General features: G+C 66.1%; 23 protein-coding genes and 1 tRNA gene. 12 read left to right on the top strand and 12 right to left on the bottom strand.

Going from position 1 to position 22,937, the window contains the following annotated elements:
* Positions 1-29 precede the first annotated feature (29 nt).
* The 3 genes from SIDU_RS20380 to SIDU_RS13975 all read left to right on the top strand — a co-directional run bounded on the left by SIDU_RS20380 (position 30) and on the right by SIDU_RS13975 (position 1,288).
* The gene (locus SIDU_RS20380; RefSeq protein WP_007686623.1) at positions 30-302 is read left to right on the top strand and encodes a DUF7662 domain-containing protein; all 273 of its coding nucleotides are present in this window, start codon (positions 30-32) and stop codon (positions 300-302) included.
* A 111-nt stretch (positions 303-413) separates the two neighbouring features.
* Positions 414-938: a hypothetical protein gene (locus SIDU_RS13980; protein WP_007686621.1), complete on the top strand. Its 525-nt coding sequence runs from the start codon at positions 414-416 to the stop codon at positions 936-938.
* 77 nt (positions 939-1,015) lie between these two features.
* Positions 1,016-1,288, top strand: a complete 273-nt coding sequence (locus SIDU_RS13975; RefSeq protein ID WP_007686618.1) for a hypothetical protein — start codon at positions 1,016-1,018, stop codon at positions 1,286-1,288.
* A gap of 392 nt (positions 1,289-1,680) precedes the next feature.
* On the opposite strand, the gene SIDU_RS13970 is transcribed toward SIDU_RS13975, so the two are convergent.
* Positions 1,681-1,755 (bottom strand) — tRNA-Gly (locus SIDU_RS13970).
* A 254-nt stretch (positions 1,756-2,009) separates the two neighbouring features.
* On the opposite strand from SIDU_RS13970, the gene paoA reads away from it, so the two are divergent.
* The 5 genes from paoA to SIDU_RS13945 are packed head-to-tail and all read left to right on the top strand — an operon-like array spanning position 2,010 to position 8,714.
* Entirely contained in the window at positions 2,010-2,648 is a 639-nt protein-coding gene (paoA, locus tag SIDU_RS13965) for an aldehyde dehydrogenase iron-sulfur subunit PaoA (RefSeq protein WP_073507196.1), read from the top strand.
* The gene (locus SIDU_RS13960) at positions 2,645-3,595 is read left to right on the top strand and encodes an FAD binding domain-containing protein (RefSeq protein WP_007688726.1); all 951 of its coding nucleotides are present in this window, start codon (positions 2,645-2,647) and stop codon (positions 3,593-3,595) included. The genes paoA and SIDU_RS13960 overlap by 4 nt, the downstream gene beginning before the upstream one ends.
* Before the next feature lie 3 nt (positions 3,596-3,598).
* Entirely contained in the window at positions 3,599-5,815 is a 2,217-nt protein-coding gene (gene paoC / locus SIDU_RS13955; RefSeq protein ID WP_007688724.1) for an aldehyde oxidoreductase molybdenum-binding subunit PaoC, read from the top strand.
* A gap of 52 nt (positions 5,816-5,867) precedes the next feature.
* Positions 5,868-7,871 carry a TonB-dependent receptor gene (locus tag SIDU_RS13950; RefSeq protein ID WP_007688722.1) on the top strand — a complete coding sequence of 668 codons (2,004 nt, stop codon included), beginning with the start codon at positions 5,868-5,870 and terminating at the stop codon, positions 7,869-7,871.
* A 57-nt stretch (positions 7,872-7,928) separates the two neighbouring features.
* Entirely contained in the window at positions 7,929-8,714 is a 786-nt protein-coding gene (locus SIDU_RS13945) for a S1/P1 nuclease (protein ID WP_007688721.1), read from the top strand.
* Between the two features lie 305 nt (positions 8,715-9,019).
* Here SIDU_RS13945 and SIDU_RS13940 read toward each other — a convergent pair whose 3' ends face one another.
* Together SIDU_RS13940 and SIDU_RS13935 are read right to left on the bottom strand one after the other, a co-directional pair.
* Positions 9,020-9,487 carry a low molecular weight protein-tyrosine-phosphatase gene (locus SIDU_RS13940; RefSeq protein ID WP_007688719.1) on the bottom strand — a complete coding sequence of 156 codons (468 nt, stop codon included), beginning with the start codon at positions 9,485-9,487 and terminating at the stop codon, positions 9,020-9,022.
* Entirely contained in the window at positions 9,484-10,935 is a 1,452-nt protein-coding gene (locus tag SIDU_RS13935) for a helicase HerA domain-containing protein (RefSeq protein WP_007688718.1), read from the bottom strand. The genes SIDU_RS13940 and SIDU_RS13935 overlap by 4 nt, the downstream gene beginning before the upstream one ends.
* 186 nt (positions 10,936-11,121) lie before the next feature.
* Between SIDU_RS13935 and ppc the strand changes: the two genes are divergently transcribed.
* The gene (ppc, locus tag SIDU_RS13930) at positions 11,122-13,821 is read left to right on the top strand and encodes a phosphoenolpyruvate carboxylase (RefSeq protein WP_025772783.1); all 2,700 of its coding nucleotides are present in this window, start codon (positions 11,122-11,124) and stop codon (positions 13,819-13,821) included.
* Between the two features lie 204 nt (positions 13,822-14,025).
* Here the strand turns inward: ppc and SIDU_RS13925 are convergent, their stop codons facing one another.
* The 6 genes from SIDU_RS13925 to SIDU_RS13900 form a co-directional block, all read right to left on the bottom strand.
* The gene (locus SIDU_RS13925; RefSeq protein WP_007684572.1) at positions 14,026-15,222 is read right to left on the bottom strand and encodes an IS256 family transposase; all 1,197 of its coding nucleotides are present in this window, start codon (positions 15,220-15,222) and stop codon (positions 14,026-14,028) included.
* Positions 15,223-15,370: 148 nt separating this feature from the next.
* Complete coding sequence (ruvC, locus tag SIDU_RS13920; protein WP_007688713.1) at positions 15,371-15,862, bottom strand: crossover junction endodeoxyribonuclease RuvC; 492 nt, start codon at positions 15,860-15,862, stop codon at positions 15,371-15,373.
* A gap of 118 nt (positions 15,863-15,980) precedes the next feature.
* Complete coding sequence (locus SIDU_RS13915; RefSeq protein ID WP_007688711.1) at positions 15,981-16,724, bottom strand: YebC/PmpR family DNA-binding transcriptional regulator; 744 nt, start codon at positions 16,722-16,724, stop codon at positions 15,981-15,983.
* Between the two features lie 186 nt (positions 16,725-16,910).
* Positions 16,911-17,237: a heavy metal-binding domain-containing protein gene (locus SIDU_RS13910; RefSeq protein WP_007688709.1), complete on the bottom strand. Its 327-nt coding sequence runs from the start codon at positions 17,235-17,237 to the stop codon at positions 16,911-16,913.
* A 20-nt stretch (positions 17,238-17,257) separates the two neighbouring features.
* A complete protein-coding gene (locus SIDU_RS13905; protein WP_007688707.1) occupies positions 17,258-17,500 on the bottom strand; it encodes a DUF2312 domain-containing protein in 243 nt (80 codons plus the stop codon).
* A 39-nt stretch (positions 17,501-17,539) separates the two neighbouring features.
* Positions 17,540-17,863: a DUF1244 domain-containing protein gene (locus SIDU_RS13900; protein WP_007688705.1), complete on the bottom strand. Its 324-nt coding sequence runs from the start codon at positions 17,861-17,863 to the stop codon at positions 17,540-17,542.
* Positions 17,864-17,944: 81 nt separating this feature from the next.
* Here SIDU_RS13900 and pyk point away from each other — a divergent pair, with 81 nt between their 5' ends.
* Complete coding sequence (gene pyk, locus SIDU_RS13895) at positions 17,945-19,402, top strand: pyruvate kinase (protein ID WP_007688697.1); 1,458 nt, start codon at positions 17,945-17,947, stop codon at positions 19,400-19,402.
* A gap of 52 nt (positions 19,403-19,454) precedes the next feature.
* Here pyk and SIDU_RS13890 read toward each other — a convergent pair whose 3' ends face one another.
* Both SIDU_RS13890 and ykgO read right to left on the bottom strand, forming a co-directional pair.
* The gene (locus SIDU_RS13890; protein WP_007688696.1) at positions 19,455-20,081 is read right to left on the bottom strand and encodes an HAD family hydrolase; all 627 of its coding nucleotides are present in this window, start codon (positions 20,079-20,081) and stop codon (positions 19,455-19,457) included.
* A gap of 3 nt (positions 20,082-20,084) precedes the next feature.
* Positions 20,085-20,210, bottom strand: a complete 126-nt coding sequence (ykgO, locus tag SIDU_RS13885) for a type B 50S ribosomal protein L36 (protein ID WP_004210176.1) — start codon at positions 20,208-20,210, stop codon at positions 20,085-20,087.
* Between the two features lie 209 nt (positions 20,211-20,419).
* Between ykgO and SIDU_RS13880 the strand changes: the two genes are divergently transcribed.
* Together SIDU_RS13880 and SIDU_RS13875 are read left to right on the top strand one after the other, a co-directional pair.
* Entirely contained in the window at positions 20,420-21,049 is a 630-nt protein-coding gene (locus tag SIDU_RS13880) for a hypothetical protein (RefSeq protein ID WP_007688695.1), read from the top strand.
* Positions 21,046-22,176 carry a M14 family metallopeptidase gene (locus tag SIDU_RS13875; protein ID WP_007688694.1) on the top strand — a complete coding sequence of 377 codons (1,131 nt, stop codon included), beginning with the start codon at positions 21,046-21,048 and terminating at the stop codon, positions 22,174-22,176. Before SIDU_RS13880 ends, SIDU_RS13875 begins: the two co-directional genes overlap by 4 nt.
* A gap of 18 nt (positions 22,177-22,194) precedes the next feature.
* On the opposite strand, the gene SIDU_RS13870 is transcribed toward SIDU_RS13875, so the two are convergent.
* Positions 22,195-22,914 (bottom strand): dienelactone hydrolase family protein, encoded by a 720-nt coding sequence (locus SIDU_RS13870; RefSeq protein WP_007688693.1) that lies wholly within the window; start codon positions 22,912-22,914, stop codon positions 22,195-22,197.
* Between the last annotated feature and the right edge of the window lie 23 nt (positions 22,915-22,937).

Below are 22,937 nucleotides of genomic sequence, written 5' to 3'. Positions count from 1 at the left end.
TGCGGAAGCGATTCTGAGGAAAGACAAGAGTGAACCAGAGGACCACACACCGCCTCCAGCCGCTAAGCGACTTCTTACGCGGCCGAACTGACGCATTGATCACGTTGTCTTTCTCGGAGATCGAAGAAATTATTCAGAGCGAGTTGCCTGAGTATGCGAAGTCTGGATTCGGATACTGGGCAAACTCGAAAAGCGATGAGGGCCGCAGGCGGCGGGCATTCGCTTGGTTGGATAATCACTACAAAGCCTTTGTCGATAAAGACTTTGACAGCATAACGTTCAGGCGAGTGGCCGAAGGTTGATGGCGACCCCTGCTGGATTGAAACGAGCGACCTGCTCACTGACCTCCATTTCGACTTTCGCCGCCCCGTTCGCCGTTGACCATTGCCGAGCCGAACGCGACCAACGCAACCATGCGCAAGACAGACATCCTCCGCTATCTCGCCGCTAGGTTCGAATTCGAGCCGCTGCCGCACTACGCGATGATAGCGGTCGCGCTGTGTGGCGAAGCCGAGGCGCTGCCCGCGTTCGCCCGTGGGTCGTTGTCCTGGCTCGCTTGGCGGTTCATCGAGGATGACGAGGGCAAGCCGCGAGGCGTGTTCCCTTCGCTCACGTCCAACGAGGACAAGGCATCTGATCAATGGCGACGTGCCGAGGATTGCGCGCTTTTTCTGACGGACGAGGCAGCGGCGCTCGATCAGCAGAGGCATCGGCTGTGGCTCGTCGAGGAAGTCGAGAAGCGACACGCTGCCGGCCTGACCTACGAACAGATATTCAACGACCTGTCCCTTGAAGGCAACGAGGAGCAGTCGGAATTCGCGCTCAAGCGCCAGTGGCAATCCATCGTCGGTCAGCGCAGCGGGTTCGAAGACGCGATACCTATTACCCTGATGCCTGACGGCGAGATCGTCTATCGAGCGGTCAAAGCGCGAACCTGAAACTACGTGCTTAGACCCTGCTGCCGATCACCGTTCACTTTCCGCGAGCCAATCACGGCAAGTGAAAGGAATGAAACATGCCTACTATCGAACCCGGAATGATCCGCTTCGGCGCTGAAGACATCGAAAGGATCGAGATGATCCTTTGGTTCAAGGAGCTCGGCCCCGCATCAATGAACGTTGCCTTGGGTCAAGACGAAGCGAAGGCGGAGACCGAAGCGCAAATGCGGGAGACGATGTTTGAGGTCTTCAAGGACGTAATGATGGAATGCGCAGCGAATGGCAGAATCGAAGTTACCGCCTACGACCCAGAACCTGACAGCGAGCCAGCGCACGAGGGGGTGGCGTGATCCCGAACGAGGATCACTTGCTGGCTGAACTCGACGCTGCCTCGACGCTTTGGTCAGCAGCGGATGTTGCCGACAAGCTCGCCAAGAGCGGGACCAACCACGTATATCCGATCATGGCTCGGCTGCTTCGACGATTCTCGTTGAGCACTTGGTCGAAGAAGCCGCGCGGTTCGAAATGACGAAGGGGCGGCACCTATTCGGGCCGCCCCTTCTGATTCGACACGCTGCGCCGATTGAATGGCACCCGCCGGGGAAATCGCCAACCGCCTGCGCAGCACCGTCTCATTCTGACAACGGCGCGGCACCAATCCGCAAACCTACGCAAAACCTACGCAGCGGCTCGACCGGCCCCATCGAGGGGTCGCTATCCGGTTCAATTCTTTAGTGATTTCTGGAGCGGGCGAAGGGATTCGAACCCTCGACCCCAACCTTGGCAAGGTTGTGCTCTACCCCTGAGCTACGCCCGCTCTGGCGGCCGGAGGAATGTCCCTCTCGGCGGGTGGGGGGCAACTAGCAGCGGCTTCCCACCTCGGCAAGGGAGAATCTGCATAAAGTCATTTTTTTCGCCTCACGCCCGATTTGGCCCTCAGTAGCCGGTTTATCCACCTTGCGGCTTGGCGTTGCATGGCCATATGCTACCATCCTGCCTGTCAAATCAGTGAGCAACGACGGATATGATCGCCCTTCGCCTCTTATGGCGGGGCAGGAGGAGGAGCATCGCATGCCAGAACCGTTGACGCGCCGCGGCTTGCTTCAGGGCAGCGCCGTCGCCGCTGCCGCCATTCCCGTGCTGGGCGAGGCGCAGGCCGCCGCCCCTGGCCGCCCGCAACGCCAGAAGGAGCAGGCCCGCATGAACGCCGTAGGACTGACCGTGAACGGCCGCGAGGTGCATCTGCAGCTCGATCCCCGCACCACCCTGCTCGATGCGCTGCGCGAGCATCTGCACCTGACCGGCACCAAGAAGGGCTGTGACCATGGCCAGTGCGGCGCCTGCACGGTGATCGTGGAGGGACGGCGGATCAATAGCTGCCTGACCCTGGCGGTGATGCATGAGGGCGACCATGTGACCACCATCGAAGGACTCGGCACGCCGGAGAAACTCCACCCGATGCAGCGCGCCTTCATCACCCATGACGGCTATCAATGCGGCTATTGCACGCCCGGCCAGATCTGCTCGGCAGTGGCGGTGCTGGAGGAGATTGAGGCGGGCATCCCCAGCCATGCCACCGAAGATCTCGACCGCGTCGCCTTTTCCGAGAGCGAGGTGCGCGAGCGGATGAGCGGCAATATCTGCCGCTGCGCCGCCTATCCCAATATCGTCGCGGCGATCCGCGAGGTAGCGGGGGAGGAAAAGGCATGAGGCCCTTCACCTACAGCCGCGCCGCCAGCGTTGAGGAAGCGGCCAAGGCGGCGGCCAGCACCCAGGGCGCGCGCTTCATCGCGGGCGGCACCAACCTGCTCGACCTGATGAAGCTGCAGATCGAGATGCCGACCCATCTGATCGACGTCAATCATCTCGGCCTCGACCGCATCGAGCCGACGGCGGAAGGCGGCCTGAAAATCGGCGCGATGGTCCGCAACACCGATCTGGCCGCCGACAGGACCGTCCGCCGCGATTATGCGGTGCTGAGCCGCGCTCTGCTCGCGGGCGCGTCGGGACAGCTTCGCAACAAGGCGACGACGGGCGGCAACCTGCTCCAGCGCACCCGCTGCCCCTATTTCTACGATACGCGCATGCCCTGCAACAAGCGCCAGCCCGGCAGCGGCTGCGGCGCGCTCAAGGGGATGAGCCGCAGCCTGGCGATCCTGGGCACCAGCGACGCCTGCATCGCGCAGCACCCGTCCGACATGGCGGTGGCGCTTCGCCTGCTCGACGCGCAGGTCGACACGGTGGGCGCCGATGGCGGCCGCCGGTCCATCCCGATCGCCGACTTCCACCTGCTGCCGGGCGAGACGCCGCATATCGAAAATGCGCTGAAACCCGGCGAACTCATCACCTCCGTCACCCTGCCCAAGCCCTTGGGCGGCACCCATGTCTATCGCAAGGTGCGCGACCGGGCCTCCTATGCCTTCGCGCTGGTGTCCGTCGCGGCGGTGTTTCAGAAGGATGGCCGGGCGCGCTTCGCTTTCGGCGGCATAGGGGCCAAGCCATGGCGCACCGACGCCGCCGATGCCGCCGCCCCGTCGGGTGCGGCCGCCGTGGCGGACGCTGCGCTCAGCGGCGCGCGGCCCACCGCGCACAATGCCTTCAAGCAGCAACTGACCGCCCGCACCCTTGCCTCGCTCTACCGTCAGAAGGGGGCCTGAGCCATGAAGTTCGATACGCCAGCCACCACCAATCCCATCGACCGGGGCCGCGTCGTCGGCGTTGCCCATGACCGGATCGACGGCCCCGCGAAGGTCACCGGCACCGCCCCCTATGCCTATGAACGGCACGACGCCGCACCCAACGCCGCCTATGGCTGGATCGTGGGATCGGCCATCGCCAAGGGGCGGATCGGCGCCATGGACCTGCGCGCCGCCGAAGCCGCGCCCGGCGTGCTGGGCATCGTCACGCACCAGAATGCTGGGCCGCTCGGCAAGGGCAATTTCAACACCGCCCATCTGCTCGGCGGTCCGCAGATCGAACATTATGAGCAGGCGGTGGCGCTGGTGATTGCCGACACGCTGGAAAACGCCCGCGACGCCGCCCGGCTCCTCCGCATCGACTATGCGCCCGAACAGGGCCGCTTCGACCTGGCGGCGGAGCGGGACAAGGGCGTTCCGCCCCCGCCCGGCTTCGGCGGCCCCGCCGACACCAGGGCGGGCGATTTCGAGGCCGGTTTCGCCAAGGCGGCGGTGAAGATCGACCAGAGCTACACCACGCCGGACCAGAGCCATGCGATGATGGAGCCGCATGCGACCATCGCCGCCTGGAACGGCGACAAGCTCACGCTCTGGACATCGAACCAGATGATTGCCTGGGGCGTGGGCGAAATGGCGAAGACGTTGAAAATCCCGCCGGAAAATATCCGCCTCGTCTCGCCCTATATCGGTGGCGGCTTCGGCGCGAAGCTGTGGGTGCGCGCCGACGCGCTGCTGGCGGCGCTGGGATCGCGCCTGGTCGGCCGCCCGGTCAAGGTCGCCATCGCCCGGCCGCAAATCCCCAACAACACCGTCCACCGGCCCGCCACCATCCAGCGTATCCGCATCGGCGCCGACAAGCAGGGCGTGATCGACGCCATCGCCCATGAGGTCTGGTCGGGCGACCTGCCGGGCGGCGGCGCGGAAACGGCGGCGCAGCAGACGCGGCTGCTCTATCGCGGCCCCAACCGGCTGACGACGCACCGCCTGTCGACGCTCGACCTGCCGGAGGGCAACGCCATGCGCGCCCCTGGCGAGGCGGTGGGCCTGCTCGCGCTGGAAGTCGCGATGGACGAACTGGCGGAGGCATGCGGCGTCGATCCGGTCGAACTGCGCATCCGCAACGACGTGCAATATGATCCCGAAGCCGGGCCGCAGCGTCCTTTTTCCAGCCGGAAGCTGGTCGAATGCCTGCGCGAGGGGGCGGCGCGCTTCGGCTGGAACCGCCGCAATCCCAAGCCGGGGCAGGTGCGCGACGGGCGCTGGCTGGTCGGCATGGGCGTCGCCACCGCCTTCCGCAACAATCTGGTCGCCAAGTCGGGCGCGCGGATCGGCGTCGACGCCAGGGGGCATGTGACGGTCGAAACCGACATGACCGACATCGGCACCGGCAGCTACACCATCATCGCCCAGACGGCGGCGGAAATGCTGGGCGTGCCGCTGGAGGCCGTGTCGGTGCGCCTGGGCGACAGCCGTTTCCCGGTATCGGCGGGATCGGGCGGCCAATGGGGCGCCAACAGCTCCACGGCGGGCGTCTATGCCGCCGCCATGGCCCTGCGCGCCAAGCTGGCGGAAAAGGCCGGCTTCCCGGCGGACAAGGCGCTGTTCGAAGATGGCCTGGTGCGCCTGGGCAACCAGTCGCAGCCGCTGGGGACGCTGGCGGGGCGGGAAGGCCTGTGGGCGGAGGACAGCATGGACTATGGCGACCTCGACAAACGCTATGCGCAGGCGACCTTCGGCGCGCATTTCTGCGAGGTGGGCGTGGACATCGACACGGCGGAGGTGCGCATCCGCCGCATGGGCGGGGCCTTTGCCGCCGGGCGCATCCTCAACCCCAAATCGGCGCGCAGCCAGGTGATCGGCGCGATGACCATGGGCGTCGGCGCGGCGCTGATGGAGGAACTGAGCGTCGACACGCGCTTCGGCTTCTTCGTCAACCACGACATGGCCGAATATCTGGTGCCGGTCCATGCCGACATCCCGCATCAGGACGTGCTGTTCATCGACGAGCTGGACGACAAGAGTTCCCCCATGAAGGCCAAGGGCGTCGGCGAACTGGGCATTTGCGGGGCAGGGGCGGCGGTCGCCAACGCCATCTACAACGCCACGGGCGTGCGGCTGCGCGACTATCCGCTGACCATCGACAAGATTCTGGCGTCGTCAACCGGAAAAAGGGTCGCTTGAACTTCCGACGCCGCGCCCTTAGTCCCTGTCCCAAAGAGAGGAAAGGGCGCCGATGAAATATCTTCCGCTGTCACTGGTTCTGGCCGCAATTCCAACGGTTGCGGCCGCGGCGACGGAGGCGCCCGATCCGGACCGCATCGTCGTGACGGGGGAGGGGCTTTCCCTGCCGCCGGGCACCCCGGCCTATGGATCGGTGATCATCGACCGGGACCGGCTGACCAACAGCGCCTCCGGCCGGATCGAAAGCGTGCTGGGCGACGTGGCGGGATTCCAGCAGTTCCGCCGTTCCGACAGCCGCTCTGCCAATCCGTCGGCGCAGGGGGCGACGCTGCGCGCCCTGGGCGGCAACGCATCCAGCCGGACGCTGGTGCTGCTCGACGGCGTGCCGATGGCCGATCCCTTTTTCGGCTATATCCCGTTCAGCGCGCTGGTGCCCGACCGCCTGTCGGTGGTTCGGGTCACGCGCGGCGGCGGCATAGGGGCCTTCGGCGCGGGCGCCGTGGCGGGGACCATCGAACTCGCCAGCGCCACGCGTGACCAGCTTCCGACCTTCGCGGCCAGCGCCTTCTACGGCAGCAAGGACGCGACCGAACTGACCGCCAGCCTGACGCCCGACCTGGGCGGCGGCTATGTCTCGCTGTCGGGTCGCTGGGACCGGGGCGACGGCTTCCTGACCACGCCCAGGGACCAGCGCGTCGCCGCCACCGCGCCCGCCGCCTATGACGGATGGTCCACCAATTTGCGGGCCGTCGCGCCGCTGTCCGCCACGTCGGAAATCCAGTTTCGCGGCACCATCTTCCACGACGAACGGACCCTGCGCTTCCAGGGCGCGGACAGCATGAGCGAGGGGCAGGACGCCAGCATCCGCTTCATCTCCCGCGGCGCGTGGCAGGTCGATGCGCTCGCCTATATCCAGGCGCGCAACTTCTCCAACATCGTGATTTCGGCCTCCACCTTCCGCAAGTCGCTCGACCAGCGCAATACGCCCTCGACCGGCATCGGCGGCAAGATCGAGCTGCGGCCGCCGGTCGGTCCCGACCATGTGCTGCGCATCGGCGCGGACACCCGCTTCGCCAGCGGCGACATGTTCGAGGATGCCTATAACGCCAATATCGCGGCCAACCCCGTGACCTCCCGCCGTCACGCGGGCGGCGAGCAGATGACCACCGGCGTCTTCGCCGAGGATGACTGGACGCTGGGCCGGCTGGTCCTGACCGGCGGCGCGCGGGCGGATCGCTGGACGATCAGCGACGGCTTCTATCGCGCCAGCGGCACCGGCGCGGCCAACAACAGCTTTGCCGACCGCTCCGACTGGCAGTTTTCCGGAAGGGTCGGCGCGCTCTACCGGATCAGCGATGCCCTCGCCCTGCGCGGCGCGGCCTATAGCGGCTTTCGCCTGCCGACGCTGAACGAACTTTACCGGCCGTTCGTGGTCTTCCCGATCACGACATTGGCCAATGCCGCGCTGACGCCCGAAAAGCTGAAGGGCGTGGAGGCGGGCATCGACGTCAGCCCGGTCACGGGCCTGACCCTTTCCGCCACCGGCTTCATAAACCGGCTGGACGACGCCATCGCCAATGTCACGCTCATCAATCGCACCAACACCCGTGAGCGGCAGAATGTCGACCATATCACCGCCAAGGGCATTGAACTGACCGCCATCGGCCGGGTGAGCGATTTCCTGCTTTCGGCATCCTATGCCTATAGCCACAGCACGGTGCATGCGCCGGGAGAGGGCTTTGACGGCCTGACGCCGGCGCAAAGCCCGCGCCATGCCGCGAGCGCCACGCTGGCCTGGGAACCGAAGCAGGGACCGGCGCTCTCCGCCACCCTGCGCTATGTCGGCAAGCAATATGAGGACGATCTCCAGAAGGACGTGTTGCCTCATGCGCTGACTGTCGACGCGGTGGCGCGCCTGCCGCTCGGCCATGGCGTGACCCTGGTCGCGCGCGGCGAGAATCTCTTTGATGAGGAAGTGATCACCCGCAATGCCGGAGGGTCCATCGACCTGGGCACGCCCCGGACGCTGTGGATCGGCTTCCGTTTCGCAGGCTGAGGCAACCCTCTGAAAAAGCCCGCTGGTCCCGCCGGGGCAAAGCTGTATGAGGTCATCATGCGCCTTGCCCTGCTCCTCGTCCTGCCGCTCCTCGCCGCCGCGCCCGCCCAGGCTTGGGGGCCTGTCGGCCATCGCGTCACCGGCGCCATAGCCGACCGCAACCTGAGCGGCGTCGCCCGCGCGCAGGTCCGCCTGCTGCTGGGGACGGAGGATCTGGCGGAGGCTTCGACCTGGCCCGACGACATGCGGTCCGATCCCGCCGAATATTGGCGCAGGACGGCCAGCCCCTGGCATTATGTCACCGTCAGGGAGGGCGACCGCTACGCCGCCTCGGACGCGCCGAAGGAGGGCGACGCGATGACCGCGCTGACCCGGTTCACGGCGACGCTTCGCGACCCCGGGGCATCGCTGGACGACCGCCGCGCGGCGCTGCGTTTCATCGTCCATATCATCGGCGACCTGCACCAGCCGCTGCATGTCGGCGGCGGGGACGACCGGGGCGGCAATGATGTGAAGGTCACGTTCTTCGGCGCGCAGAGCAACCTGCATTCGGTCTGGGATTCGGGCCTGATCGAGCAGCGCGCCTTGTCCTACTCGGAATATGCGGACTGGCTGTCGCGCTCCATCACGCCGGATCAGACGATCGGTTGGAGCCTGTGCGATCCGGACATCTGGACTCGTGAGAGCATCGCTCTGCGCAAGACGATCTATCCGGCGGACCCGAACCTTTCCTGGGACTATGCCTATCGGCATCGCGCCGAACTGGACGACCGGCTGCGGCGGGCCGGCGCGCGCATCGCCGCCTGCCTGAACGCGATCTTCGATTCGCCCCGACAGCCCTAGGCAGCGTGGACAAATTCAAGACTCGCCGGACTGAGCGATTTTGGGTGGAGAGCGGACCTTCCCCCTCCCGCAAGCGGGAGGGGGTTAGGGGGTGGGCTGGCGCAACATCCGCGTTGTTTTGCAACGGCCAAGTCAGAAGCTCGCTCCGCTCGCGCCCACCCCTAGCCCCTCCCGTTTACGGCAGGGGAATGTCTTGGGATGGCCTTTCCCCGACATTCCGAATTTGTCCACGCGGCCTAAATCCCCACAGGCCTTAGGCCGGGATCGTCCGAATCACATTCCGGCCGCGACCGGAATGGAAATCGCTACTCCTGCTCCAGCAGCCGCTCCACGATCGCCCTCGCCGCCCGCGTGACGTCGTCCCAGGTCACGTCGAAGCCGGCATCGTCGCCGAAATAAGGATCGGTCACGCCGCTTCCCTCGCGTCCCGGCACCAGGTCCATCAGCAACCGCAACTCCGCCGTTCCGTCCGACGGCCGCATCCGCCGCAAGTTCCTCAAATTCTCCGGATCCAGCGCGAAGACATGGTCGAACCGCCGGAAATCCCCCGCCGTCACCTGCCGCCCGCGATAGCAGGAAATGTCGATCCCGTGCCGCAACGCCACCGCCTGCGCCCGCCGGTCCGGCGGCGATCCGACATGCCAATCGCCGGTCCCGGCCGAATCCACCGTCACCGAAAGGCCTGCCCGCTCCGCCTCCGCGCGCAGCGCCGCTTCTGCCAGCGGCGAGCGGCAGATATTCCCCAGGCACACGAACAGGACCGAAGCGCTCATCCCTCGGCCGCCGTGCTGAGGCCCAGTTGCGGCACGCCGATCGACCGCCGCCCGCCGAAATCGGTGCGCGCCACGATCACGCCCAGCTTTTCCATATAGTCGATCAGCCGCCGCACGCGCCCCGGCGAACTGGTGCCATAGGCGCGGGCCAGCGCCGCATCGTCGGGGCAGGGTAGCCCTTGCATCGCCGCCCGCGCAATCAGCAGGAAAGGCGCGAGCATGTCCTCCGGCAGGGCCTCCGCCGCCTTCATCGCATCGGCCCAGCGCGGATCGCCGGCGTCGAACATGCCGGCCTGAGCCATGGCGAAACGCCTGCGGAAGGCGGGCAGGTCGAGCGGCGGCTGGCGCAATCCCTTCATCCGGCAGCGGACCCCGAAATCCTGGTAGAGCGTCGATACGCCGGGCTGCGCATCGCCCAGATCGGCGACGATCTCCTCCAGCACGGCGATCACCACCGGCTCATTTTGCCCGAAATCCAGTTCCGGCGCGGCAGGCTTGGCCGAAGGCGCGGCGGCCAGCGCCCGCATCAGTTCCTCGGCGGGCAGGGGCGGCGGCTCGACGCGCGGCGGCGGAGGGGGCAGCGCCTCCTCCTCGCCCGCGGCGGCGAACAGCAATTCCTGCAGATTCCCCGTCGCCGCGACCGGCGGCGGCATCAGCTTGTGCGTGCCGCCCCGCGTGCTGGTCTTGACCGATCCGATCTTCACCGCCACCGGCCGCCGGCAAATGGCAGGCCCCAAGGCCAGAAACCGCCCCCGTTCCAGATCTCGGATCTGCTCCGCCTGCCGCCGCTCCATGCCCAGCAGATCAGCCGCCCGCGCCATGTCGATATCCAGGAAGGTGCGCCCCATCAGGAAATTCGAAGCCTCCGCCGCGACATTCTTCGCCAGCTTCGCCAGCCGCTGCGTCGCGATCACCCCCGCCAGTCCGCGCTTGCGCCCCCGGCACATCAGGTTCGTCATCGCCGCCAGCGACAGCCGCCGCGCCTCGTCCGACACGTCGCCCGCCGCTACCGGAGCGAACATCTGCGCCTCGTCCACCACCACCAGCGCCGGATACCAGTGATCGCGGGGCGCATCGAACAGCGTAGACAGGAAAGTCGCGGCGCATTTCATCTGCGCCTCCAGTTCCAGCGATTCCAGGCTCAGCACCACAGAGGCGCGATGTTCGCGAATCCGCATCGCCATCTTGACGATCTCGCGCTCATTATAATCGCCCGCATCGATCACCACATGGCCATATTCATCGGCCAGCGTGACGAAGTCGCCCTCCGGATCGATCACCACCTGCTGGACCAGCGCCGCGCTTTCCTCCAGCAATCGGCGCAGCAGGTGCGACTTGCCCGACCCAGAATTGCCCTGGACGAGCAGCCGGGTGGCAAGCAATTCCTCGACATCGACCAGAACGGCATTGCCGTTGCTGTCGCTTCCTATGCTGATGCTGGCGGTCACTGGGGTTCTTTGGCCCAGGGCAGGGGCTTCGCGCAAGTCCGCAGAATAAGTTGAAACTCTGCGATAATGCGGGGAGGACGGGACTGGGTTCCTGCCTTCGCAGGAACACGCCAACCTATCAGGCGGGGCGGCACCGGACCGGATTCCCTTGACCATCCCATTGTTGCGGTGCAGCATCGATCCATCATGGCGACTCTTGCATCCTCCTCCGTGCCGGCGATCACCCAGAATCCCGACATCCGCTATCTCGGCCGGCTGCTGGGCGACGTCATCCGCGCCTATGGTGGGGAGAAGATCTACAAGCAGACCGAATATATCCGCTCCGCCTCGGTCGACCGGGCGCGGGGGCTGCACGGCGCGGACGTGGTCGACACCGGCCTGGATGCGCTCAGCCTGGACGACACGCTCAGCTTCGTGCGCGGCTTCATGCTCTTTTCCATGCTCGCCAACCTGGCCGAGGATCGTCAGGGCGTCGCCGCCGAACCGGGCGCCGACGTCGCCTCTGCCGTGGAAAAGCTCGACTCCCACGGCATCGGCCGCGACGCCGTGCTCGACCTCCTCTCCCACGCCCTGATCGTCCCGGTCCTCACCGCCCACCCGACCGAGGTGCGGCGCAAGAGCATGATCGACCACAAGAACCGCATCGCCGACCTGATGCTGCTCAAGGATGGCGGCCGAACGGAAACCGATGAGGGCGAAAATCTGGACGAAGCGATCTTCCGCCAGATCGCGCTGCTCTGGCAGACCCGTCCGCTGCGCCGCGAAAAGCTGTTCGTCGCGGACGAGATCGAAAATGTCCTCGCCTATTTCCGCGATGTCTTCCTGCCCGTCCTGCCCGCCCTCTACGCCCGCTGGGAACGTGTCCTCGGCGCCCGCCCGCAAAGCTTCCTGCGCGTCGGCAACTGGATCGGCGGCGACCGCGACGGCAATCCCTTCGTCCAGGCGCCGCAGCTCCGATTGGCGCTCGCCAAGGGCTGCGAGGCGGCGTTGGGCTTTTATATGGATGCGCTCCACGCCCTGGGCGCGGAACTGTCGCTCTCGACCGAACTGGCCCATGTGCCGCAGGCGGTGCTGGACCTGGCCGACGCCAGCGGCGACGTCTCCCCCAGCCGCCAGGACGAACCCTATCGCCGGGCGATTTCCGGCATATACGCCCGTCTGGCCGCAACCCACAGGTCGCTGGTCGGCAAGGCCGCGCCCCGCACCTCGGCGCTCAAGGGGGAACCCTATGCCAGCCCGGCCGACCTGCGGCGCGATCTGGTGACGGTGGCGCAGGGCCTGGCGAGCGAGGGCAATGGCGCCCTGGCGACGGGCGGCGCGCTCGGCCGCCTGATCCGCGCGGTCGAGACCTTCGGCTTCCATCTCGCCACGCTCGACATGCGGCAGAATAGCGACGTCCACCAGGGCGTGGTGGCCGAACTGCTGAAAGTCGCGGGGGTGGAGGCGGACTATGCCGGCCTCGACGAATATGCCCGCATCGCCCTGCTGCGGCGGGAATTGGCGAACAACCGGCCGCTCGGCACGCCCTTTTTCGAATATTCGGAAAGGACCGCCTCCGAACTCGCCATCGTCCATGCCGCGGCGGAGGCGCACCGCATCTACGGCCCGCAATGCATCACCCATTATATCATCTCCAAGGCGGAAAGCGTTTCCGACCTGCTGGAGGTCAACATCATCCTCAAGGAAGCGGGCCTGTGGCGCGCGGGCGCGGACGGCGGGCCGCCGCAGGCCGCGATCATGGCCGTGCCGTTGTTCGAAACCATCGCCGACCTGGAGGCCGCGCCCAAGATCATGGCCGCCTATTTCGGCCTGCCGGAGGTGGGGGGCGTGGTGCGGGAACGCGGCCATCAGGAAGTGATGATCGGCTATTCCGACAGCAACAAGGACGGCGGCTACATCACCTCCACCTGGGGGCTGTTCCAGGCGAGCAAGGCGCTGGCCCCGGTCTTTGCCGAAGCGGGCACGGCGATGCAGCTTTTCCACGGCCGCGGCGGCGCGGTCGGGCGCGGCGGCGGCTCCTCCTTCGCGGCAATCCAGGCGCAGCCCAAGGGCACGGTGCAGGGCCGCATCCGCATCACCGAACAGGGCGAGGTGATCGCCGCCAAATTCGGCACCCGCGACGTCGCCATGACCAATTTGGAGGCGACGACCAGCGCGACCCTGCTCGCCAGCCTGGAACCCGAAGTCCTGTCCGACCGCGACGCCGCCCGCTTCGCCGCCGCCATGGACCAATTGTCGAAGACCGCCTTCGCCGCCTATCGCGACCTGGTCTACGGCACCGACGGGTTCAAGGAATTCTTCCGGCAATTGACCCCGATCCAGGAAATTTCCGGCCTCAAGATCGGCTCCCGTCCGGCCAGCCGCACCAAGAGCACCCGGATCGAGGATCTGCGCGCCATCCCCTGGGTGTTCAGTTGGGCGCAGGCGCGGGTGATGCTGCCGGGCTGGTACGGCGTGGGTCACGCGCTTTCCGCCTTCGAGGACAAGGCATTGTTGGCGGACATGGCGCAGCACTGGTCCTTCCTGCAATCCGCGCTCGCCAATCTGGAGATGGTGCTGGCCAAGTCGGACCTCGGCATCGCCGCCCATTATCTGCCGCTGGTGGAGGATCAGGCGAGGGGCGCGGAGATTTTCGACCGCATAAGAGGCGGCTGGGACATGACCCATGACGGCTTGCTCGCCGCCACCGGCCAGTCGCGCCTGCTGGAGAGGAATCCGAAGCTCGACACGTCGATCCGCCTGCGCCTGCCCTATATCGAGCCGCTGAACCTGCTCCAGGTCGAACTGATGAAGCGCCACCGCAGCGGCGAGGACGACCCGCGCATCAAGGAAGGCATAGAATTGTCGATCAACGCGATCGCGACGGCGCTGAGGAATAGCGGATAGGGGTGGATTGCGGACCTTCCCCTATTCGTCACCCCTCTCCCTATTCGTCACCCCGGACCCTTCGACAAGCTCAGGACAGGCTTGATCCGGGGTCCCGCTGCCTTGGACGAGGCGCGGCACTCAGACAAGAAAAGCGGGACCCCGGATCAAGTCCGGGGTGGGTTGTGTGCGTCAAGTTCTGCAAATTGGCGGTCATGGTGCTGGTCATGCGGCTTTGCGTAGTTCGGTTTTCTTCTGCTCGCGCAGTTCGTCCATATTGAGGTAGCGGTTGGCTTCGAGCCAGTTTTCGTGGGTTTCGACGGCGAGTGCGCGGACCAGGCGCAGGCAGCTGGGGGCGTTGGGGAATATCCGCACGACATAGGTTCGCCGCCGGATTTCCTCATTGAAGCGTTCGAGCATGTTGGTGCTTTTCATGTGCTTGTGATGCCTGCGTGGCAGCCGGTAGAAGGAGAAGGTCTCCTCGATCGTCTCCTCGGCCCAGTCGGTGAGCCTGGGATATTTGGCGCTCCATCGGGCGAGCCACTGGGCGAGATCGGCGCGGGCCTCGGCGAGGTTGCGCCGGTCGTAGAGCCAGCGCAGTTCCTGCAGGCAGTCGTCGTCGGCCTTCCTTGGCAAGTGATCGAGCGCGTTCCTCAGGAAGTGCACGTAGCAGCGCTGGTATGCGGCGCCGGTCAGCACCTCGCGGATCGCCGCGCGCAGGCCGGCATGATCGTCGGCGACGACGAACTCGGTGCCATGCAGGCCCCGGTCACGCAGGCGCAGCAGGAAGTCCTTCCATGACGTGGCGCTCTCGCGATTGGCCATCTCCACGGCCAGTATCTGCCGCCTGCCGTCCCAGTCGATGCCGATCGCGATCAGCACCGCCTGGCTTCCAACCACGCCGCCTTCGCGCACTTTCTCGTAGCGGGCATCAAGGATCAGATAAGGGAACGGCTCGTCGAGGCGGCGCTGGGCAAAGGCCGCCAGGCTGCCATCGAGCTTCTTGTTGATCGCCGAGATCGTCGAGGCCGAGAAGGCATGGCCGCACAGCTCTTCGGTGATCGCCTTGACCTTGCGCGTCGAAACGCCCTGGACATACATCTCGGCCAGCGTCGCCACCAGCGCCTGCTCCGACCGCTGGTAGCGCTCGAACAGCTCGGTCGAGAAGCGCCCGGCACGGTCCTGCGGCACCCGCAGCTCCAGCTTGCCGACCCGCGTCACCAGCGTGCGCGGGTAATGCCCCGAACGGTAGCCGAGCCGCGCATCGCTGCGCTCGCTCTTGCCCGCGCCCAGCGCCTCGTCCATCTCGGCTTCCAGCATCGCCTGCATCACGCTGCGCACAATCTCGCGAAGCGCATCCGGCTCCTGCGCCAGCAACTCTTTGACAGCGGATACAGCAGGCTTAATCTCGGTCCTGGTCATGGCGGGTCTCCTCGGTGACGTTGAACATCACCAGCCTGCCATGACCGCCTCGCTCCTCAAGCGATTTTGCAGAACTTCACGCACACTACCCCGGGGTGACGGTGGGGGTAATAACCGCAACTGGCCAAAGCCTGCCTCATCGCTCCACCTACTTCCGCGGAATCCGCCTCGCGCTGGCCAGGTGGTGGGCGTGCGTGATCGCCACGGCCAGCGCATCCGAAGCGTCGGGTCCAGCGACCTTCGCGCCGGGGAGAAGGCGGGAGACCATGGCGTGGACCTGCTCCTTCGACGCATTGCCGACGCCGACCACGGATTTCTTGACCAGCCGGGCGGCATATTCGCCCACCTCCATGCCGGAGCGCGACGCGGCCAGCAGCACCACGCCGCGCGCCTGGCCGAGTTTCAGCGTCGATTGCGGATTCACGTTCAGGAACACCTCCTCGACCGCGGCGCCATTGGGCTGATGTTCGAGGATGAGGTCGGTCAGCGCCAGATCGAGCACCAGCAGCCGGCTCGCCAGCGCCATGTCCGAATCGGTCTTGATCTGGCCGTTGGCGATATGGGTCAGCCGGTTGCCGTCGGCGGCGATCAGGCCCCAGCCGGTCGTGCCCAGGCCGGGGTCCAGGCCCAGGATGATCATGATATTTCGCTCGCCCGGTCGCGGGAGCGGATGGGGAGGCTTGTCCAGCTTCGCCGAAGCGGCAAGGCGCCCGGAACTTCGCGTCCCTCTCCCCGCCGGGAAGAGGGAAGGGGAAGAATCAACCCAGCTTCTCCATGACCTCGTCGGAGACTTCGTAATTGCCCCAGACGGTCTGGACGTCGTCATCGTCCTCCAGCGTGTCGACCAGCTTCATCAGCGTCGCCGCATTGCTTTCGTCCACTTCGACGGTGGTCTGGGGCTTCCAGGCGAGCTTGGCGCCTTCCGCCGGGCCGAGCTTGGCCTCCAGCGCCCTGGCGACTTCGTGCAGCGCGTCCATGGCGGTCCAGATCTCATGCTCGTCCTCGTTCGAGGACACGTCGTCCGCGCCCGCCTCCAGCGCCGCTTCGAAGATCGCGTCGGCATCGCCCGCGCTCGCCGGATAGGTGATGAGGCCCATGCGGTCGAAACCATGGCTGACGGCGCCCGAAGCGCCCAGATTGCCGCCATTCTTGGAGAAGGCGGTGCGGACATTGGTCGCGGTGCGGTTGCGGTTGTCGGTCAGCGCCTCGACGATGATGGCGACGCCGCCAGGGCCATAGCCCTCGTAGCGGATTTCCTCGTAATTCTCCATGTCGCCGCCGATCGCCTTGTCGATCGCGCGCTGGATATTGTCCTTGGGCATGGACTGCGCCTTGGCGGCATTGACCGCGAGGCGGAGGCGCGGGTTCATGTCCGGATCGGGCATGCCCATCTTGGCCGCGACGGTGATTTCGCGGCTGAGCTTGGAGAACATCGAGGAGCGCTTCTTGTCCTGCGCGCCCTTGCGATGCATGATGTTCTTGAATTTGCTGTGGCCGGCCACGGCCTGCTCCTGACTTGTCTGTTTGTTCGATGCGCGCTCTCTAGCGAGAGCGCCCGGTTCGCGCAACTTCAGGGTGCATGCAGATTTGGCCTGGGGATACAAATTGGGTGGAAAGCAGACGTTCCCCCTCCCGCAGGCGGGAGGGGAATGTCTTGGGATGGCCAATGGCCGCCAAATCCGTATATTCTAGACGAGGATCGCGGTGCCCGATGCCGTCACCATCAGCATCGAGCCGCTGGACCCGACGGTCTCATAATCCAGGTCGACGCCGACCACGGCATTGGCGCCCAGGGTCGCGGCGCGCATCCGCATTTCCGCTATCGCCTGCTCGCGGGCGCGCTGGAGCACGTCCTCATAGGCGCCGGACCGCCCGCCCACGATGTCGCGCACGCTGGCGAACAGGTCGCGGAACAGGTTGGCGCCCACGATCACCTCGCCGGTGACGATGCCGAGATATTCCCTTGCGGGGCGGCCCTCCAGAGAGGGCGTGGTGCTGACGATGATCTCGGTCATGGGCGTTACTCCTGCTGCGGTTATTCGATCCCCAGCGCCGTCTTGTATGTTTCCAGCAGCGCTTCGGCTTCCATGCGGGCGTTGCGCTCCATCTTGCGGAGGCGGACGATGGACCGCATCGTCTTCACGTCATAGCCATTGGCCTTCGCCTCCAGATAGACGTCCTTTATATCGTCCGCGATGCCCTTCTTTTCCTCTTCCAGGCGCTCGATGCGCTCGATGAAGAGGCGTAGCTGTTCGGCGGCGACATTGCCATCGCTCATGAGAATCTCCAGTCAGTGTGAATCGGTCGGCGCTTGCCTCTAATGGCTGTCGGCGTTCTTCGCCACACTCTCCTGCATGCGGGCGATCTGTTCCGGCGTCGCCTCGCCCTGATGGCGGGCTTTCCATTCGGCGAAGGGCATGCCGTGGATGATCTCCCGCGCTTCATCCTTGCTCATTGCGCCGTCCGCCTCCGCGATCCAGTCGGCCAGGCAGTTGCGGCAGAAGCCCGCCAATCCCATCAGGTCGATATTCTGGACGTCGGTGCGATGCTGCAAATGCGCCACCAGCCGTCGGAAGGCGGTTGCGGCGACCGCGTCGCTGAGTATGGTGTCGTTCACGGCGAGCCTTTCGCTGATCATCATCATCCTGTCGTGCAGCACGGATAATCGAAAACCGCGCCCTGGCAAACCAGAGGCGACCATGACGGTCAGGAGAAAAGACGAATGACGAGATTACCGCCCCGTTCGCGCAAGGTCCGCATATTGGCGACCCTTGGCCCCGCGAGCGACAGCCCGGAGATGATCCGGGCGCTGTTCGTCGCCGGGGCCGACGCCTTCCGCATCAACATGAGCCATGGCGCGCATGAGGATCATGCCGCGCGCATCGCCACCATCCGGGCGCTGGAAAAGGAATTCGGCCGTCCTACGACCATCCTGGGCGACCTTCAGGGGCCAAAGCTGCGCGTCGGCACGTTCGAACGTGGGCTGGCGGTGCTGGAAACGGGGGCGGCCTTCGTGCTGGACAGCGATCCGGCGCCGGGCAATGCGACGCGGGTCAACCTGCCCCATCCGGAGATCTACGCCGCGCTGGTGCCCGAAACCCGGCTGCTGCTGGACGACGGCAAGATGGTGCTGCGGGTCAAGAAGGTGGCGGAGGACCGCATCGACACGGTGGTCGAGGTCGGCGGCGCCCTTTCCAACCGCAAGGGCGTGAACGTGCCCGACGTGGTCGTGCCGGTGCCGGCGCTGACCGAAAAGGACCGGCGCGACCTCAGCTTCGCGGTGGAGCATGGCTGCGACTGGATCGCGCTCAGCTTCGTGCAGCGGCCAGAGGACCTGGCCGAGGCGCGCAAGCTGATGGGCGGCTATGGCGCGCTGATGGCGAAGATCGAGAAACCGGCGGCTGTCCAGCGGCTGGAGGAGATCATCGAACTGGCCGACGGGGTGATGGTGGCGCGCGGCGACCTGGGCGTCGAATTGCCGCCCCAGGCGGTGCCGCCCCTTCAGAAGCAGATCGTGGCGACGGCCCGGCGCATGGGGCGGCCCGTCGTGGTGGCGACGCAGATGCTGGAATCGATGATCAAGGCGCCCACGCCCACCCGCGCCGAAGTGTCCGACGTGGCGACGGCGGTCTATGACGGGGCGGACGCGATCATGCTGTCGGCGGAGACGGCGGCCGGCGACTGGCCGGTCGAGGCGGTGACGATGATGGACAGCATCGCCCATAGCGTGGAGCGCGATCCGGGCTATTTCGGGCGGCTTCACTATACCGAGACGAAGCCCGATCCGACCACCGCCGACGCGCTGGCGGAGGGGGCGGGCAGCATCGTGTCCGTGGTGGGGGCGAGCGCGATCACCTGCTTCACCTCATCGGGCAGCACCGTGCGCCGCGTGGCGCGAGAGCGGCCGATGACGCCGATCCTGGCGCTGACGCCCCGGCAGGACACGGCGCGCAAGCTGGGGCTGACCTGGGGCGTGCATGCCGTGCGGACCAAGGACATCGGCACGTTCGAGGAGATGGTCGGCAAGGCGCGCCGCATGGCGCTGCGCCACGACATGGTCGAGAAGGGCGGCAAGATCGTCGTGCTGGCCGGCGTGCCCTTCGGGACGCCGGGGTCGACCAATGTGCTGCATGTGGCCGCGATACGGGGCGATGAGTTGAGGGGCCGGGACGAGGGGTAAAGGTCGACTGCAAAAGGGGTTGTGTTCCTGCCTTCGCAGGAACACCGCTGCGTTAGACAGTTGGGGTTCGAAGCAGGCCTAGTTCAACCAATTCCTCGCGCAATGCGATCGCATCGCGGAACAAATGGCCGCGCATCCCTTCCGCCTCGGCCGCCAGTATATTGTCCTCCCGGTCGTCCACGAACAGCGCCTCTTCCGCCCGCAGCCCGAATCGGTCGAGCGCCAGCCGGTAAATCGCGGGATCGGGCTTCACCAGCTTTTCCGCGCCGGAAACCAGGATGTCGCGGAAGGGTGCGAACAGCGCCGCCTCCCGCGCATGGAAGGGCGGCCAGAATTCATCGCTGAAATTGGTGATGGCGAAGAGGGGAACGCCGCCTTCGTGCAGTTCGCGCACGACCTCCGGCATGCCCTCGACCGCAGGGCCGACGCTGTCGATGAACTTTTCGCCCCAGAGGCGAATCAGCGCCGCATGTTCCGGATGGCGCGCGATCAGTTCGGCGCTGGTTTCCGCGAAGGGGCGGCCCCGGTCATGCTGGAAATGCCAGTCCGGCGTCACGACATCGCGGAGAAACGCATCGAGCGCCCGATCATCGTCGATCAGGCGCTCGTACAGAACCCTTGGGGTCCAGTGATACAAGACATTGCCGACATCGAAGACGACGGCGGCAATATCCGCCATGAATCAGCCCTGGCGGGCCTTAAAGCGGCGGTTGGTCTTGTTGATGACATAGGTGCGCCCGCGGCGGCGGATCACGCGGTTGTCCCGGTGACGGCCCTTGAGCGACTTGAGCGAATTGCGGATCTTCATGGAACCAGCCTTTGAATGAATCTTGCTTGATCGAAAATCGAAGCGCAGCCCCTATGGGCGGGACAGCCGAAAGTCAAGGGCGGCCGCCCGCTTTTCGCCCCATCCCCGCGCCGTTCATCCTGCATGCAGCAAATCCGTGGCTTGACGCTTTTAAGGGATTAGCGGCGCGGTGTCGTGTAGAGGCTGTTGATCCCCTGGAGTGCGCATCCATGTCGAATCCGTCCATGTTGAAGAAGATCGTCCTTCCCTCCCTGCTGGCTTTGGGCCTCGGCGCCTGCGCCACGGCTGTTCCACCCGTGGAGGTGACGCGGTTCCATATCGACAATCCGGCGCGCAGCGGGACCATCGCCGTCGAGGAGATGGCCGGCAACCCCGATGTCGGCCTGGAATTCCGCACTTATGCCGCCGCGGTCGAGCAGGAATTGCAGCGCGTGGGCTTCACCGCCGCCGGACAGGGGACGGCAGGACAGGGCGCGAGGAGCGACTATGTCGCGCTGGTGAGCTTCCGCCGCACCTTCCGCGAACCCGGCAGCTATGGCGCCAATGGCAAGCCGGTGAGCGTCGGCGTGGGCGGCGCGGTGGGCAGCGGCGGCTATTCCGGCCTGGGGCTGGGCATCGGCATCAACCTGTCGGGCAAGCCCAAGGGGCAGGTCTTCACCGAATTGCAGGTGCAGATACGCCGACGCGCCGATTCGACCACCATCTGGGAAGGCCGGGCGCAGACCGCCGCGCGGGAGGGTGCGCCCGCATCGCAGCCCGGCCTGGCGGCGCAGAAGCTGGCAGCGGCGTTGCTGGGGGGCTATCCGGGCGAATCGGGGCGGACTATAACCGTCAAATGAGCATCTCGATCACAAGTGCCTTTGACAGCGGCAATATTCGCGTCCTTTCCGTCTCCGACACCCCCGCCGGCGTCCGCGCCGAACTGGAGATCGTCAAGGACCGGCAGAGCGACTTCTACCAATGGTTCCACTTCCGCGTGGCGGGCGTGGCGGGGCGGGAGGTCGAGTTGGCGATCGTCAATTGCGGCGCGTCGGCCTATCCCGACGGCTGGCCGGGCTACAAGGCGCGCTATAGCGAGGATCGGGACAATTGGCTGCTGGCGGACACCGGCTATGCCGACGGCACGCTGACGATCCGCCTGTCGCCCGACAGCAATGCGGTGTGGCTTGCCTATTTCGCGCCCTATTCGATGGAACGGCACCATGACCTGGTCGCCTGGGCGGCGTCGCAGCCGGGGGTGGAGCATCGCGAACTGGGGCTGACGCTGGACCGGCAGCCGCTCGACCTGCTGGTGCTGGGGGAAGGGCCGAAGAAGGTCTGGCTCTACGCCCGCCAGCATCCGGGCGAGAGCATGGCCGAATGGTGGATGGAGGGCGCGCTGGAGCGGCTCTGCGACGAGGAGGACGCCGTGGCGCGGCTGCTGCGCAGGGAGGCGACCTTTTACATCGTGCCCAACATGAATCCGGACGGCAGCCGTCGCGGCCATTTGCGGACCAATGCGGTCGGCATCAACCTCAACCGCGAATGGCATGAGCCGTCGATGGAAAAGAGTCCGGAGGTGTTCCTGGTGCGCGGAGCGATGGACGAGGCCGGGGTCGATTTCGCCATGGACGTGCATGGCGACGAGGCGATTCCGGCCGTGTTCCTGGCGGGGTTCGAGGGCATTCCCTCCATCACGGAACGGCAGTCGGCCTTGTATCGGCGCTATCGCGACACGCTGGCCGCCCGGACGCCCGATTTCCAGACTAGCAAGGGCTATCCGACCGCGCCCGCCGGCAGGGCGAACCTGTCCATGTCGACCAACCAGTTGGCCGAACGCTTCGGCGCGGTGGCCATGACGCTGGAAATGCCGTTCAAGGATAATGACGACCTGCCCGACGCCGATTTCGGCTGGTCCCCGGCGCGCTCGATCCAACTCGCCAAGGATTGCCTCGGCGTGCTGGCGGAGATGATCGACGAAATCTGATCCCCGCCGGCCGCCGGTTCAGCCGAAAACGTCGTCCAGGAAATCGGCCATGGAGCGGAAGCTGCGGCGGTCGGCGTCGGGATGGTAGGCCAGGCCCCTTTCCGGCATCTTCGCGTCATGGTCCGTGAAGGCGTGGCCGGCATGGCCATAGGCATGGATCTGCCAGTCGCATCCGGCTTCGGTCAATTCCTTCGCGAGCGCGACGGTGGCCTCCGGCGGAGCGATCGGGTCGTTCCAGCCATGGCAGATCAACAGCCGCGCGGTGATCTTCGCATGGGGGAAGGGCGGCGCGTCGTAGACGCCGTGGAAGCTGACGCCGCCTGCAATATCCGCTCCGGAACGGGCAAGGTCCAGCACGCATTTGCCGCCGAAGCAGAAACCGATCGCGGCGGTGCGGCTTTCGTCCGTTTCGTCGAGCGATTTCAGCAGCGCATGCGCGGCGTTCGCCCTGTCGCGCAGCAGGGCGCGGTCGTCATTGAGTTCGGCCATGTAGCGGCCCATGTCGGGATCGGCGCGGGTGGTCCGCTTGCCCTGACCGAACATGTCCGCGACGAGCACCGCCAGCCCCAGCGCCGCGACCCTTTCGGCATAGGCGAAATCGGCCTCCTTGGCGCCCAGGACATTGGGGAAGAGAAGCACGCCGGGACGCGGCGCGCCTGCCGCATCGTCGAACACGGCCATGCTCTCGAACCGGCCGCCAGGGCCTTCATGCACTGTGACGCGGCGGGTGATGGTCATGGAAGGCTCCTTGCTTCGGGGTC

The organism is Sphingobium indicum B90A (assembly GCF_000264945.2).
Taxonomy (GTDB): domain Bacteria; phylum Pseudomonadota; class Alphaproteobacteria; order Sphingomonadales; family Sphingomonadaceae; genus Sphingobium; species Sphingobium indicum.
Note: the sequence above shows the minus strand (reverse complement) of the source record. Positions and strands in the feature narration are given on the sequence as shown.